The organism is Burkholderia sp. GW821-FHT14F03 (genome assembly GCF_058803765.1).
On record NZ_JBXAPG010000026.1, the window covers coordinates 1 to 14924 of the forward strand.

At 65.7% G+C, this 14924-nt stretch carries 10 protein-coding genes and 1 pseudogene; 6 read left to right on the plus strand and 5 right to left on the minus strand.

The features are described from left to right. Positions 1–214: 214 nt before the first annotated feature. Positions 215–715 carry a MarR family winged helix-turn-helix transcriptional regulator gene (locus AC1RQF_RS18595; protein WP_252984211.1) on the minus strand — a complete coding sequence of 167 codons (501 nt, stop codon included), beginning with the start codon at positions 713–715 and terminating at the stop codon, positions 215–217. Between the two features lie 303 nt (positions 716–1018). Between AC1RQF_RS18595 and typA the strand changes: the two genes are divergently transcribed. The 6 genes from typA (at position 1019) to AC1RQF_RS18625 (ending at position 10741) form a co-directional block, all read left to right on the plus strand. Continuing rightward, positions 1019–2845: a translational GTPase TypA gene (typA, locus tag AC1RQF_RS18600; protein ID WP_274003571.1), complete on the plus strand. Its 1827-nt coding sequence runs from the start codon at positions 1019–1021 to the stop codon at positions 2843–2845. Between the two features lie 328 nt (positions 2846–3173). Next, complete coding sequence (locus AC1RQF_RS18605; protein ID WP_274003569.1) at positions 3174–6038, plus strand: 2-oxoglutarate dehydrogenase E1 component; 2865 nt, start codon at positions 3174–3176, stop codon at positions 6036–6038. A 120-nt stretch (positions 6039–6158) separates the two neighbouring features. Next, on the plus strand, positions 6159–7436 hold the full coding sequence (gene odhB, locus AC1RQF_RS18610) for a 2-oxoglutarate dehydrogenase complex dihydrolipoyllysine-residue succinyltransferase (RefSeq protein WP_492872664.1): 1278 nt from the start codon (positions 6159–6161) through the stop codon (positions 7434–7436). Positions 7437–7524: 88 nt separating this feature from the next. Beyond that, entirely contained in the window at positions 7525–8955 is a 1431-nt protein-coding gene (gene lpdA, locus AC1RQF_RS18615; RefSeq protein WP_274003566.1) for a dihydrolipoyl dehydrogenase, read from the plus strand. Positions 8956–9052: 97 nt separating this feature from the next. Further along, a complete protein-coding gene (zapE, locus tag AC1RQF_RS18620) occupies positions 9053–10150 on the plus strand; it encodes a cell division protein ZapE (RefSeq protein ID WP_274003563.1) in 1098 nt (365 codons plus the stop codon). A gap of 177 nt (positions 10151–10327) precedes the next feature. Further along, complete coding sequence (locus AC1RQF_RS18625) at positions 10328–10741, plus strand: transposase (protein ID WP_274003562.1); 414 nt, start codon at positions 10328–10330, stop codon at positions 10739–10741. 91 nt (positions 10742–10832) lie between these two features. Here AC1RQF_RS18625 and AC1RQF_RS18630 read toward each other — a convergent pair whose 3' ends face one another. From AC1RQF_RS18630 to AC1RQF_RS18645, 4 genes and pseudogenes are all read right to left on the minus strand, one after another. Continuing rightward, positions 10833–11294, minus strand: coding sequence for a DUF2147 domain-containing protein (locus AC1RQF_RS18630; RefSeq protein ID WP_492872665.1), 462 nt, complete (start codon positions 11292–11294; stop codon positions 10833–10835). A gap of 164 nt (positions 11295–11458) precedes the next feature. Continuing rightward, on the minus strand, positions 11459–13138 hold the full coding sequence (locus AC1RQF_RS18635; protein ID WP_274003560.1) for a ShlB/FhaC/HecB family hemolysin secretion/activation protein: 1680 nt from the start codon (positions 13136–13138) through the stop codon (positions 11459–11461). Between the two features lie 141 nt (positions 13139–13279). Next, a complete protein-coding gene (locus AC1RQF_RS18640) occupies positions 13280–14617 on the minus strand; it encodes a collagen-like triple helix repeat-containing protein (protein WP_492872666.1) in 1338 nt (445 codons plus the stop codon). Between the two features lie 18 nt (positions 14618–14635). After that, positions 14636–14924, minus strand: a pseudogene (locus AC1RQF_RS18645) (collagen-like triple helix repeat-containing protein); the annotation flags it as partial.

Here is a 14924-nt window from a genome sequence, read left to right on the forward strand (position 1 = left end):
CGGGCGCGATCTGCTTGTCGCTCTTGATGCCGATGTAGTTCGCGCAACCCGCGAGCGCGAACGCGGCCGCCGCCGCGGCCAGCGCGGCGCGGCCGGCGTGAAGGCGCGCGGACGACGGAAGGTTTTTCATCACGGTGTTTCCTGACTCGGACGGGATAGTGGACACTGCAAGGATTTCCTTACATTTATCTGTCTAAAACTATTGATGTGGCAATTATTGCGGTGTGATGCCGCCGGCGTTCTCGCAGGCGTTGCCGAGAATGCGCCGCAACATGCTTTTCAGAAAGCCGACTTCTTCCGGCGTGAAGCCGTCCAGCAGTTGTTCGAGCACGCCGCGGAAGATTTCAGGCATGCGCGCGGCCAGCTCGCGCCCCTCGTCGGTCAGCTCCAGCCGGACCACGCGCCGATCCTCGCTGCTGCGCACCCGCGACAGCAGGCCGCGTTTCTCGACGCGGTCGAGCAGGCGCGTGATCGCGCTCGCGTCGATGCCGTACTCGCGCGCGAGTTCGGCGGCGGTCGAGCAGCGGCCGACCGCGAGCATGAACAGCATGCTCGCCTGGGTGCCGGTGATGCCGAGCTCGGTCTGAGTGCGCTGCGTGACCATGTTCGTCATCAGCGACTTCACGCGCGACATCAGGTAACCGACGCTTTCGTTGATCTGGTACGCAGACAGCGACAGGTCCGACGGGGAAGAAGAGGTGGACGGATCCGACATAATTCTCTGAGGCTGCAATAGTTGACTAGGCAGCAGTATAGGCACGATTAGTTGCCGCGACAAATGTTAATGCAACGGGCGTGGGCGCGCTGGCGGCCGGTTATTGCCCATTCGCGGAGTGGGGCTATCGGTGGTGGAACCCGTCCGGGAAGGGCGTGGGTGTTGCGTCGCAGCGAAAGGTCCGGTGCGGACTTGTCTGCGTGCTATAATTTGAGGCTTCCCAGCTGCATGGCGCGCGCATGTGTGAATAGACATGTGCGCGTTTGCGCGTTTGTACCTTCAGGCTCCGATTTCCAGGTTTCTATGACCCGCGCCCTTCGCAATATCGCCATCATTGCCCACGTCGACCACGGCAAGACAACGCTCGTCGACCAACTGCTGCGTCAATCCGGCACCTTCCGAGAGAACCAGCAGATCGCGGAACGGGTGATGGACTCGAACGACATCGAAAAAGAGCGCGGGATCACGATTCTCGCGAAGAACTGCGCGGTCGAATACGAAGGTACGCACATCAACATCGTCGACACCCCGGGGCACGCCGACTTCGGCGGCGAAGTGGAGCGCGTGCTGTCGATGGTCGACTCGGTGCTGCTGCTGGTCGACGCGGTCGAGGGCCCGATGCCGCAGACCCGCTTCGTCACGAAGAAGGCACTCGCGCTGGGCCTGAAGCCGATCGTCGTGATCAACAAGATCGACCGTCCGGGCGCCCGCATCGACTGGGTGATCAACCAGACCTTCGATCTGTTCGACAAGCTCGGCGCCACCGAAGAGCAGCTCGACTTCCCGATCGTCTACGCATCGGGCCTGAACGGCTACGCCTCGCTCGACGCGTCGGCGCGCGACGGCGACATGCGTCCGCTGTTCGAGGCGATCCTCGAGCACGTGCCGGTGCGGCCGGCCGATCCGGAAGCGCCGCTGCAGCTGCAGATCACTTCGCTCGACTACTCGACCTATGTCGGCCGGATCGGCGTCGGCCGCATCACGCGCGGCCGCATCAAGCCGGGCCAGCCGGTCGTGATGCGCTTCGGCCCGGATGGCGACGTGCTGAACCGCAAGATCAACCAGGTGCTGTCGTTCAAGGGTCTCGAGCGCGTGCAGGTCGAATCCGCCGAGGCGGGCGACATCGTGCTGATCAACGGGATCGAGGATGTGGGCATCGGCGCGACGATCTGCGCGGTGGACACCCCCGAAGCGATGCCGATGATCACCGTCGACGAACCGACGCTGACGATGAACTTCCTCGTCAACTCGTCGCCGCTCGCCGGCCGTGAAGGCAAGTTCGTCACGAGCCGCCAGATCCGCGATCGCCTGATGAAGGAACTGAACCACAACGTCGCGCTGCGCGTGCGCGACACGGGCGACGAAACGGTGTTCGAAGTGTCGGGTCGCGGCGAGCTGCACCTGACGATCCTGGTCGAGAACATGCGTCGCGAAGGCTACGAGCTGGCGGTGTCGCGTCCGCGCGTCGTGATGCAGGAAGTCGACGGCGTGAAGCATGAGCCGTACGAACTGCTGACGGTCGACGTCGAGGACGAAAACCAGGGCGGCGTGATGGAGGAGCTGGGTCGCCGCAAGGGCGAAATGCTCGACATGGCATCCGACGGGCGCGGTCGCACGCGTCTCGAATACCGCATCCCGGCGCGCGGCCTGATCGGCTTCCAGAGCGAGTTCCTCACGCTCACGCGCGGCACCGGCCTGATGAGCCACATTTTCGATTCGTACGCACCGGTCAAGGAAGGCTCGGTCGGCGAGCGCCGCAACGGCGTGCTGATCTCGCAGGATGACGGCGCGGCGGTGGCCTACGCACTGTGGAAGCTGCAGGATCGCGGCCGCATGTTCGTGAAGCCGGGCGATGCGCTGTACGAGGGCATGATCATCGGGATCCACAGCCGCGACAACGACCTGGTCGTGAATCCGATCAAGGGCAAGCAGCTGACCAACGTGCGTGCATCGGGCACCGACGAGGCCGTGCGCCTCGTGCCGGCGATCCAGATGTCGCTCGAATACGCGGTCGAGTTCATCGACGACGACGAACTGGTCGAAGTGACGCCGCAGTCGATCCGCCTGCGCAAGCGCCACCTGAAGGAGCACGAGCGTCGCCGCGCGAGCCGCGAGACCGCGGTCGACTGAACGCAGCCGCTGCGTCGGCGCCGAACCAAAAAGCCGCCTCCGGGCGGCTTTTTTGGGTGCGTCGCACGGTTTCCGAAAGGGCAGTGAAAACATTGTCGCCGGGCCTTCGGGGAATCCCTGTGAAAGCCGCGAAAGCCCGCCGCACGGGGCTTTCGGACCCCTGACGAGGTGCGCCGGGAGGGCGGTTCTGTGATATGCTGCGCGCACGAAAGTTTTAGGTCCTTCCAAGCAAGACTTGATTCGCAATCCGCTAAACGGTCAGGCCGTGTCGCGGAAGGTTTGTGCAACCCGCTATTTCTCGAGAAGCTCGAAGAAAGGTGAGCGTAAAATGTCAGATGTAATGAAGCAGTTCCAGCTGAACTCGTATTTGTTCGGCGGCAATGCTTCGTATGTTGAAGAACTATACGAAGCCTACCTGGACAATCCGGCGTCGGTTCCGGATAACTGGCGCGAGTATTTCGACGCGCTGCAGAACGTCCCCGCGACCGACGGCACGAACGCCAACGACGTCGCGCATAACCCGATCGTCGAATCGTTCGCCCAGCGCGCGAAGGCCAATGCCTTCGTGCCGCGCGAAAGCGGCAGCAATCTCGCCACCGCCCGCAAGCAGGTGCACGTCCAGTCCCTGATCAGCGCGTATCGCTTCCTCGGCTCGCAATGGGCCAACCTCGATCCGCTCAAGCGCCGCGAGCGCCCGGCGATCCCCGAGCTCGAACCCGCGTTCTACGATTTCTCCGAAGCGGATCTCGACCAGACCTTCAGCGCCAGCAATCTCTATTTCGGTTTCGACCAGGCATCGCTGCGCGATATCGTGAAGGGCCTGCGCGACACGTATTGCGGCACGATCGGCGCCGAGTACATGTACATCGGCGATCCGGAGCAGAAGCGCTGGTGGCAGGAGCGCCTCGAGTCGACCCGCGCGACGCCGAACTTCTCGCCCGAGAAGAAGAAGCACATCCTGAATCGCCTGACGGCCTCCGAAGGCCTCGAGCGCTACCTGCACACCAAGTACGTCGGCCAGAAGCGCTTCTCGCTCGAAGGCGGCGAGAGCTTCATCGCGTCGATGGACGAAGTGGTCCAGCACGCAGGCTCGAAGGGCGTGCAGGAAATCGTCATCGGCATGGCCCACCGCGGCCGCCTGAACGTGCTCGTCAACACGCTCGGCAAGATGCCGGCCGACCTGTTCGCGGAGTTCGAGGGCAAGCACGTCGACGACCTGCCGGCCGGCGACGTCAAGTACCACAAGGGCTTCTCGTCGGATATCTCGACGGAAGGCGGCCCGGTGCACCTGTCGCTCGCGTTCAACCCGTCGCACCTCGAAATCGTCAACCCGGTGGTCGAGGGTTCGGCGAAGGCGCGGATGGACCGCCGCGGCGACGCGGACGGCCTCCAGGTGCTGCCGGTGCAGATCCACGGCGACGCGGCCTTCGCGGGCCAGGGCGTCGTGATGGAAACGCTGAACCTCGCGCAGACGCGCGGCTACGGCACGCACGGCACGCTGCACGTCGTCATCAACAACCAGATCGGCTTCACGACGTCCGACCCGCGCGATGCGCGCTCGACGCTGTACTGCACCGACGTGGTCAAGATGATCGAAGCGCCGGTGCTGCACGTGAACGGCGATGATCCGGAAGCGGTGGTGCTCGCGACGCAGATCGCGATCGACTACCGGATGCAGTTCCACAAGGATGTCGTGATCGACATCGTCTGCTTCCGCAAGCTCGGCCACAACGAGCAGGACACGCCGGCCGTCACGCAGCCGCTGATGTACAAGAAGATCGCGCAGCACCCGGGCACCCGCGCGCTGTACGCCGAGAAGCTCGTGCAGCAGGGCGTGATCACCGCGGAAGACGCCGACAACTACGTGAAGGCGTACCGCAAGGCGATGGACGACGGCCACCACACGGTCGACCCGGTCCTGTCGAACTACAAGAGCAAGTACGCGGTCGACTGGGTGCCGTTCCTGAACCGCAAGTGGACGGACGCAGCCGATACGGCCGTGCCGCTCGCCGAACTGAAGCGCCTCGGCGAACGCATCACGACGATCCCGGAAAACTTCAAGGTCCACCCGCTCGTCGAGCGCGTGATCAACGACCGCCGCAACATGGCGCGCGGCGATCAGCCGCTCGACTGGGGCATGGGCGAGCATCTCGCGTACGCGTCGCTCGTCGCATCGGGCTACTCGGTGCGCCTGACCGGCCAGGATTCGGGCCGCGGCACCTTCACGCACCGTCACGCGGTGCTGCACGACCAGAACCGCGAGCGCTGGAACGACGGCACCTACGTGCCGCTGCAGAACATCGCCGAAGGCCAGGCGAAGTTCACGGTGATCGACTCGGTGCTGTCGGAAGAGGCGGTGCTGGGCTTCGAATACGGCTACTCGACCGCCGAGCCGAACACGCTCGTCGCCTGGGAAGCGCAGTTCGGCGACTTCGTCAATGGGGCGCAGGTCGTGATCGACCAGTTCATCTCGTCGGGCGAAGTGAAGTGGGGCCGCGTGTCGGGCCTCACGATGCTGCTGCCGCACGGCTACGAAGGCCAGGGTCCGGAGCACTCGTCGACCCGTATCGAGCGCTTCCTGCAGCTGTGCGCGGACCACAACATGCAAGTGGTCCAGCCGACGACGCCCGCGCAGATCTTCCACCTGCTGCGTCGCCAGATGATCCGCCTGTTCCGCAAGCCGCTCGTGGTCGCGACGCCGAAGTCGCTGCTGCGCCACAAGGAAGCGGTGTCGGATCTGTCGGAGCTCGCGAAGGGTTCGTTCCAGCCGGTGCTGGGCGAAATCGACGGCGGCATCGATGCGAAGAAGGTCAAGCGCGTGCTGGCCTGCTCGGGCCGCGTGTACTACGACCTCGTCGCGCATCGTCGCGAGGCGAAGGCGAACGACGTCGCCATCGTGCGTATCGAACAGCTGTATCCGTTCGCGCACAAGCAGTTCGAAGCGGAACTCAGGAAGTACGAGAACGCGACTGAAGTGGTCTGGGTGCAGGACGAGCCGCAAAATCAGGGCCCGTGGTTCTACATCGAACACCACCTGCGCGAAGGCATGAAGGAAGGGCAGAAGCTGGCATACAGCGGCCGCCCGGCCTCGGCCTCGCCGGCTGTCGGCTACTACGCGAAGCACTACGAGCAGCAGAAGGCCCTCATCGAGGGTGCATTCGGCCGCTTGAAGAGCGCATCGATCGCGAAATAACCAGACGCGGCGCGACGGGAAGGCGCACGGCGCCTTCCCGCACCCGCCGGGTGCGCCGCGCGCTGCGCGGCGGTGCGCCGGAACCCGTCATCACCCAGATTAGGCATCCAGGAAAATCACATGGCTATCGTAGAAGTCAAAGTCCCCCAGCTTTCCGAGTCGGTTTCGGAAGCAACCATGCTGCAGTGGAAGAAGAAGCCCGGCGAAGCCGTCGCGCAAGATGAAATCCTGATCGAACTCGAGACCGACAAGGTCGTGCTCGAAGTGCCGGCGCCCGCTGCAGGCGTGCTCGCACAAGTGCTGCAAAACGACGGCGACACCGTGGTCGCCGACCAGCTGATCGCGACGATCGACACCGAAGCCAAGGCTGGCGCCGCTGCTGCCGCCGCCGGCGCCGCCGAAGTGCAGCCGGCTCCGGCGGCTACCGCCGCGCCGGCAGCCGCCGCGCAACCCGCCGCTGCCGCGTCGGCGAGCGCGAGCGCATCGCCGGCCGCCGCCAAGCTGATGGCCGAGAAGGGCCTCGAAGCGGGCCAGGTGCCGGGCTCGGGCCGCGACGGCCGCATCACGAAGGGCGACGTGCTGGGCGCAGGCGCCGCACCGGCGAAGGCCGCTCCGGCTGCCGCTCCGGCTCCGGCGAAGAAGGCTGCCGCGCTGCCGGACGTGAAGGTTCCGGCGTCGGCGACGACCTGGCTGAACGACCGTCCGGAGCAGCGCGTGCCGATGTCGCGCCTGCGCGCGCGGATCGCCGAGCGTCTGCTCGAGTCGCAGCAGACCAACGCCATCCTGACGACGTTCAACGAAGTGAACATGCAGCCCGTGATGGACCTGCGTGCGAAGTACAAGGACAAGTTCGAGAAGGAACACGGCGTGAAGCTTGGCTTCATGTCGTTCTTCGTGAAGGCCGCGGTGCACGCGCTGAAGAAATTCCCGCTCGTGAACGCGTCGATCGACGGCAACGACATCGTCTACCACGGCTACTTCGACATCGGCATCGCGGTCGGTTCGCCGCGCGGCCTCGTGGTGCCGATCCTGCGCAACGCGGATCAGCTGAGCCTCGCCGAGATCGAGAAGAAGATCGCGGAATTCGGCCAGAAGGCGAAGGACGGCAAGCTGTCGATCGAGGAAATGACGGGCGGTACGTTCTCGATCTCGAACGGCGGCGTGTTCGGCTCGATGCTGTCGACCCCGATCATCAACCCGCCGCAGTCGGCGATCCTCGGCGTGCACGCGACGAAAGAGCGCCCGGTGGTCGAGAATGGTCAGATCGTGATCCGCCCGATCAACTACCTGGCGCTGTCGTACGACCACCGCATCATCGACGGCCGCGAAGCGGTGCTGTCGCTGGTCGCGATGAAGGACGCGCTGGAAGATCCGGCCCGCCTGCTGCTCGACCTGTAAGCCCGGCTTCTCCCGCATTGAACCGCCGCCGCGTGCGCTGCGCGCCCATCCGGGCGCCGCGGCGCGGCGGCCATAGAAAAGGATTGTCATGTCCAAGGAATTTGACGTCGTCGTGATCGGCGCCGGCCCTGGCGGCTACATCGCCGCGATCCGCGCCGCTCAACTGGGCAAAACGGTTGCCTGTATCGAGAAATGGAAGAACCCGGCGGGCGCGCTGAAGCTCGGCGGCACCTGCCTGAACGTCGGCTGCATTCCGTCGAAGGCGCTGCTCGCGTCGTCGGAGGAATTCGAGAAGGCGTCGCATCACCTGGCCGACCACGGCATCACGGTGGGCGACGTGAAGATGGACATCGCGAAGATGATCGGCCGCAAGGACGCGATCGTCGAGAAGATGACGAGCGGGATCGAGTTCCTGTTCAAGAAGAACAAGATCACCTGGCTCAAGGGCCACGGCAAGTTCACCGGCAAGACCGACGCCGGCGTGCAGATCGAGGTCAGCGGCGAAGGCGAAACCGAAGTCGTGACCGCGAAGAACGTGATCATCGCGACGGGCTCGAAGGCGCGTCACCTGCCGAACGTGCCGGTCGACAACAAGATCGTCGTCGACAACGAAGGCGCGCTGACCTTCGACGCGGTGCCGAAGAAGCTCGCCGTGATCGGCGCGGGCGTGATCGGCCTGGAGCTGGGCTCGGTGTGGCGTCGCCTGGGCGCCGAAGTGACGGTGCTCGAAGCGCTGCCGGCGTTCCTCGGCGCGGCTGACGAGGCGCTCGCGAAGGAAGCGGCGAAGCTGTTCAAGAAGCAGGGCCTCAACATCCATCTCGGCGTGAAGATCGGCGACGTGAAGGCCGATGCGAACGGCGTGTCGATCGCCTACGCCGACAAGGACGGCAACGCGCAGACGCTCGAAGCGGATCGCCTGATCGTATCGATCGGCCGCGTGCCGAACACCGACAACCTCGGCCTGGAATCGATCGGGCTGAAGGCCAACGAGCGCGGCTTCATCGACGTGGACGATCACTGCCGGACCGCGCTGCCGAACGTCTACGCGATCGGCGACGTGGTGCGCGGCCCGATGCTCGCGCACAAGGCGGAAGACGAAGGCGTGCTGGTCGCGGAAGTGATCGACGGCCAGAAGCCGCACATCGACTACAACTGCATTCCGTGGGTGATCTACACCCAGCCGGAAATCGCGTGGGTCGGCAAGACGGAGCAGCAGCTCAAGGCGGAAGGCCGCGAGATCAAGTCGGGCAAGTTCCCGTTCTCGATCAACGGCCGCGCGCTCGGCATGAACGCGCCGGACGGTTTCGTGAAGATGATCGCCGATGCGAAGACCGACGAACTGCTCGGCGTGCACGTGATCTCCGCGAATGCGTCGGACCTGATCGCCGAGGCGGTGGTCGCGATGGAATTCAAGGCGGCGTCGGAAGACATCGCCCGGATCAGCCATCCGCACCCGTCGCTGTCCGAAGTGATGCGCGAGGCGGCGCTGGCCGTCGACAAGCGTTCGCTGAACAGCTGAGCGCGTTGAAGCGCCGGCCGCGCGCGGCCGGCGTCGCGGTTCCATGACAAAGGCGGGCGGGATTTCCCGCTCGCCTTTGTGTTTACCGGCCTGCATGATGAACGTCACCGAATACTACGAGCGCGAACTGAAGACGCGCGGCTACCAGTCCGATTCCGCGCAGCGCGCCGCGGTCGACCGCCTGCAACGATGCTTCGACGAATGGGTTGCCTACAAGGCGCGCCGCTCGAATGCGTTCAAGAAGCTCATCATCCATCCGGATCTGCCGCGCGGCGTGTACATGTGGGGCGGGGTGGGGCGCGGCAAGAGCTTCCTGATGGACAGCTTCTACGCGGTCGTGCCGGTGCAGCGCAAGACCCGCCTGCATTTCCACGAGTTCATGCGCGAGGTGCATCGCGAACTCGAGGAATTGAAGGGGCAGGCCGATCCGCTCGACGAACTGGCGCGCCGTATCACGAAGCGCTATCGGTTGATCTGCTTCGACGAATTCCATGTGTCCGACATCGCCGATGCGATGATCCTGTATCGATTGCTCGACCGATTGTTCAATAACGGTGTGCAATTCGTGATGACCTCGAATTACCGGCCGGACGACCTGTATCCGGACGGCCTGCATCGCGACCGGATGCTGCCCGCGATCGCGCTGATCAATGACAGGCTCGACGTGCTCAATGTCGATGCCGGCGTCGATTACCGGCAGCGCACGCTCGCGCAGGTGCAGATGTATCACACGCCGCTCGGCGCGGAAGCGGACCGCGCGTTGCGGCACGCGTTCGGGAAGCTCGCGGCGGTACCGGACGAGAGCCCGCTGCTGCATATCGAGAAGCGCGAGCTGAAGGCGCTGCGCAAGGCGGATGGCGTCGTCTGGTTCGATTTCGCGACTCTGTGCGGTGGACCACGTTCGCAGAACGATTATCTGGAACTGGCCAGCCGTTTCCATGCGATCGTGCTGTCCGAGGTGCCGCAGATGTCGCCGCGCATGGCGTCGGAAGCGCGTCGCTTCACCTGGCTCATCGACGTGCTCTACGATCACAAGGTGAAGCTGCTGATGTCGGCCGCGGTGCCGCCCGAGGCGCTGTATCTCGAAGGGCCGATGGCCAACGAATTCAGCCGGACCGTGTCGCGCATCGTCGAGATGCAGTCGAAGGAGTATCTCGAAGCGCCCCGGCGCATCGTCGACACCTCGCTCACGTGATGCGCAGCGCTGCCGATCATTCGGAGCGCTGAACACCCCCGTAGCGCGAAGGCGTGTGTAAGAGAGTTAACTTACGTTAATTCGAGATTAACTATTTTTAAATTCGGATCTGTCTTATATTCAAGGTCAGGTCGACTCGATATCGTTGCGTCATGCTTTCTACGAACGGAGAAGTACATGACGCCGTATCGCGACATTACCGATGATGAATGGCAGCGCGTTGCCGCCTTGCTGCCCGAACTGCGCCCGCGCACCGAATTGCGCGGGCGGCCCCTGGCAAACACGCGCGCGGTGTTGAACGGCGTGCTGTGGGTGATCTACAGCGGCGCGACCTGGTCCGCGATACCGCGCCGCTATCCCTCCTACCAAACTTGCCATCGCCGCTTCAAGGTCTGGCACGAGACGGGCGCGCTCAAGCAGGTGCTCGTCGAATTGTTCGGCTCGGCCAGTGACGATCTGTGCGAGGTGATGGGCGCCCGGATGCGCACGCATCCGCATTCGAAGGCGGCCGAGGCGCGCCATGCCGTCGATCACGAGCGGCGGCCGAGCCCCCTGCAAGCGCGTCTGCTGGAGGCGCGCGGCCTGAGTTGAACGATGCCCCAAAAACAAACCGGCCCGGCGATCGATCGCACAGGCCGGTTTTGTTTTGTGTCGCGCGCGCGGCGCGCGATGAGGCATACGCTTACTGCTGGCGAATCCAGGTTTGCGAGCGCCCCAGCAGCGAGATGCCGATATAGCCGCGCACGACGAGCTTCTGCCCGCCATCCTCGAGCGCCATCTTGCAGCGGTACACCTTGCCGTTTTCCGGGTCGAGGATATTGCCGCCATCCCAACCTTCGCCGGCCTTCTTCATCGCCTTGATGATCGTCATGCCCTTGATCAACTGATCCTTGCGTTCGTCGGTGCACGCGGTGCAGCGGCGATCGGGGGTGTCACTGGCGCCGAGTCCCTTGAGCACGGTACCCGACAGGTCGCCGCTCGTGTCCTGCGAGATCTGCACCAGCGCCTTCGGCTTGCCGGTGTTGTCGTCGATCGTCTGCCAGGTCCCGATCGGGCTGTCGTTCTGTGCGAATGCCGCGGCCGCGCAGGCCAGCAGCGCACCCGCGACGGTCAGCGAGCGCAGGGAGCGGGTCAATCGAGTCATCGTCGTCCTCCTTGGATTGCGTTGTTGTTTTCCTGGCGTCCACGGGGCTGCCTGCATAGGGCCGCGATAGCGTGAACCTTGCGCAGAATACGTGAAAGCACGGGCGCCGTTTGATAGAAAAGCCTCTAATCGGCGCGGCCCGCGGGCCGCGCCGTCGCGCTTGCTCAGTTCAGTTGATACGAGAACGACGCATTCACGCGCGGGTTGCGCGCGGCGCTTTCGACGGGCGCGTCGCCGACCGGCTTCGCGATCGACAGGTCGATGTTGTAGAAGCGGCTGTCGGAGACCCGCACGCCGATGCCGACCGACGACAGCCGGTTCGGCGACGTCGCGCCCGCGTGCAGGTACACGCGCGCCATGTCGAACGCCACGTAGGGCGTGATCGTCTTCAGGTAGGTGTAGCCGGGTGCGAACGCGCGGTTCAGTTCGACCGACATGCCCCAGCCCGAGTCCCCCGAGGTTTCGCCCGGCTGGTAGCCGAGCGCGAAACGTTGGGCTCCGAAGGTGATCTGCTCGGTGGTCGGCAGCGAATCGGGACTGTATTGTCCGGTCAGCTGAAACGTCGTGCCGATCTTGAGCGGCCACTGGTTGGTCTGCACGTAGGTGGCGCCCGTGCGGACGAAGGTGATCGACGCGGGATTGGTCGCGACCGCACCGGGCACGTTGGTGTCGGCGGATTTCGATGCGCCCAGGATGTCGAAGGCCTTCGCGACATTGAAGCTCAGCTTCTGCACCTGGGTCGGCTGGACGTTCGTGTAGTCGAGTTGCATCTGCAGCACGCGCACCTGCGAACGCATCCCGAGGCTCGCGCCGTTGATCTGGTTCTGGTAGCGATCCTCGTTGTGCGACGCATAGCCGGACACGGTGCCGAGCACGCTGTGCTGGTTGTTGAGCAGCAGCGGATACGACGCCGACAGGCCGAGCTTGTCGTTGATGACGGTGCGCTGCACGTAGGACGGCAGGCCGGGATTGTCGGTCGGGTTGCCGCGGTAGTGGCTCGCGTCGAGGCGCGTCATCAGGCCGCTGCTGCCGATCGGCACCGAGCCGCTGAACGCGACGTAGGTCTGGTTGTTCGGCCCCTTCGGATACAGCGCGGAGATGCTCAACTGTTCACCCAGCGAGGTCAGGCCGTTCTCGGTCGCGGTGATGAGCCCTTGCACGCCGGGGTTGCTCGTGTTGAGGCCCATGCTGACGTTGAACGGTTTGCGCTGCACGTCGAGTTCGAGCGTGGTCGCGCCGTCGGTGTTCTGGGGCGGCGGCACGTTGGCCTTGACCGTGACGCCGGGCAGCAGGCCGAAGGTGTTGACGTAGCGTTCGAAGGTCGCGCGCCGTAATGGATGGTCGTCGGTAATGTGTGCGGCGATAGCGCGCACCTTCGCTTCCATCGCACCCGGCCGTCCGGTGATCTTCACGTTGGCGACATAGCCCTCGACGACCGTCACGCGCACCACGCCGCCCTCGAAGGTTTGCGCGGGAATGAACGCGAACGACAGCGCGTAGCCGCGATCCTGGTACAGCTTGGTCACGCCGTTGGCGACCTCGATCAGTTGTCCGATCGTGATGTCCTGGCCGACGAGCGGGGTGAAGCGGCGGGAGATCTCCTCGAATGGGATTGATTTCACGCCTTCGACCTGGAAGGTGGCGGGCGTCAGGTGGCGTGCGAGCAACGCTTGTACCTGCAGTTCCTGGGGCGCAACCTGCACGGTCACGTTCGGACGTTGGGGCGGGTTGATCGGGGGCAGTGCTTCGAGCGGGTTGCCGCCCGGGCGATTCTGGGCATATGAGGCGCCGGTGGCCGCGGCGAGCGCGAGCAGCACGATCCACGCATCATGTCTGGATGTCATCGTGATTCCTCGTTGGCCTGCTTTTCGTTTTTCGATGCCGATGCGCGGCCGGTCCCGCGCCGCGCATCGTGGTCTTTTCTTGTGGTGCCGAATCTCGTGAAACCGCGCGTCCCGCTCGGCCAGCGTCGCGCGCGTGACGCGTTACTTGCCGATGCCGCCGAGTGTGCCCAACAGTCCCGTCACCGGCGCGAGCGGGCCGCTCGCGCTGCCGCTCGACGCCGTCGTGCTGCTGACGAGCCCGGTGATCGGTGCGAGCGGATTGCTGCCGCTCGCGCTGCCCGCGCCGCCGACGGTACCCGTGACAGTATTCAGCAAACCCGTGACGGGCGCGAGCGGATTCGCACCGCCGGTGGCGGCGCCGAGCGAACCCGTGACGCTCGATACGATGCCGGTCACGGGGGCGAGCGGGCCGCCTGCGCCCGAGCTGCCGACGAGGCCGGTCACGGAGCCGAGTGGATTCGCGCCGAGGCCGAGGGTCGACAGCACGCCGTTGAGCGGGTTGGCGGGCGAACCGCCGGCCGAGCCGGCCCCGACCGTGGCCGACGAGCCGCCGACGAGGCTCACCGTCAGGCCGGGGATCGGCGCGGCGCCGTTCGGGCCGGCCGGGTTCACGACACCGCCTGCGTTGGTCACGGTGTTGCCGACCGACGACACCAGCTGGCCGACGTCGCCGACGAGCGGCTGGCTCGATGAGCCGCCGACCTGCGCGCCGGCCGAGCCGATCGCGCCGCCGACCTGCGCGAGCAGACCGGAGGCCGGCTGCCCGAGGCCCGAGGTCGTGCCGATCGTCTGGGTCACCTGGCCCGCCGTGATCACGATCGGTGTGATCGCGTTGCTGAGCGGCTGGGTCACCTGCTGGACCGGGCCGGACGACAGCACGGTGCCGAGCGTCTTGCCGCCTGCGTTGGCGCCGTTCGCGACCGTGTCGATCAGCGTGCTGGCGGGGGTCGTGAGCGGCGACAGCGGCGAGAGCGGACCCGTGCCGAGCGCCTGGACCGTGTCGCCGAGGCCCTGCACGGCGGGGCTGGCCGCGCTGACCACGCTGCCGAGCCCGGCGACCGTGGTGCCGACCGGATTCGATGTCGAGCCGGTCTGGCCGAGGCCGTTGCTGATGGCGTCGGCCGCGGCGTTCAGGATGGTGCCGGCGCCCGACACCGTGGTGCCGAGCCCTTGCGTGACGCCGTTGCCGAGACCCGGCACGCTGACCGACCCCACCGTGCTGCCGAGATCCGTCGCGGTCTTGCCGAGCGTGTTGATGACGCCCGCGGTGCCTGCGGTGGTCTGGGTCGTGGTGGTGCCGCTGCCCGAGCCGGAACCGCTGCCGCTGCCCGTGCCGGTGCTCGCGGCCGGCGGGGCGGTCACGTCGCTGCCGCCGCACGCGGCGAGCAGGCAGGCGGTGGCGAGCGCGGCGGCGAGCGTGGTGAGCGGGACGCGCCAGGTGTTGAGCGTGGCCGGGCGGATAAGGTGGGGGTGGCTCATGATCGACTCCTCGCTGTCTTAATGAGGCTTGCCGCCGAGGCTGCCGAGCAGGCCGCCGACGAGTGACGTGATCGGCGCGAGCGGATTGTTCGCGCTGCTCGTGCCGCCGCTCGAGCCGGACAGCGAAGCCCCGCCTGCCGCACCCGCCGTCGCGCCTGCCGAGCCGGACACGCTGCCGGTGACGGTCGACACGACGGTGGTGACGGGGGCGAGCGGGTTGGCGCCGCCCGCGCCGCCCGTCGCACCGCCGAGCGCACCGGTGACGGTCGAGACGAGGCCGGTGACGGGGGCGAGCGGGTTGGCGCCT

Coding starts and splice junctions, on each gene's coding strand:
- AC1RQF_RS18605 (WP_274003569.1), top strand. CDS start 3,174: ATGTCAGATGTAATGAAGCAGTTCCAGCTGAACTCGTATTTGTTCGGC.
- odhB (WP_492872664.1), top strand. CDS start 6,159: ATGGCTATCGTAGAAGTCAAAGTCCCCCAGCTTTCCGAGTCGGTTTCG.
- AC1RQF_RS18595 (WP_252984211.1), bottom strand. CDS start 715: ATGTCGGATCCGTCCACCTCTTCTTCCCCGTCGGACCTGTCGCTGTCT.
- AC1RQF_RS18635 (WP_274003560.1), bottom strand. CDS start 13,138: ATGACATCCAGACATGATGCGTGGATCGTGCTGCTCGCGCTCGCCGCG.
- typA (WP_274003571.1), top strand. CDS start 1,019: ATGACCCGCGCCCTTCGCAATATCGCCATCATTGCCCACGTCGACCAC.
- lpdA (WP_274003566.1), top strand. CDS start 7,525: ATGTCCAAGGAATTTGACGTCGTCGTGATCGGCGCCGGCCCTGGCGGC.
- zapE (WP_274003563.1), top strand. CDS start 9,053: ATGAACGTCACCGAATACTACGAGCGCGAACTGAAGACGCGCGGCTAC.
- AC1RQF_RS18630 (WP_492872665.1), bottom strand. CDS start 11,294: ATGACTCGATTGACCCGCTCCCTGCGCTCGCTGACCGTCGCGGGTGCG.
- AC1RQF_RS18625 (WP_274003562.1), top strand. CDS start 10,328: ATGACGCCGTATCGCGACATTACCGATGATGAATGGCAGCGCGTTGCC.
- AC1RQF_RS18640 (WP_492872666.1), bottom strand. CDS start 14,617: ATGAGCCACCCCCACCTTATCCGCCCGGCCACGCTCAACACCTGGCGC.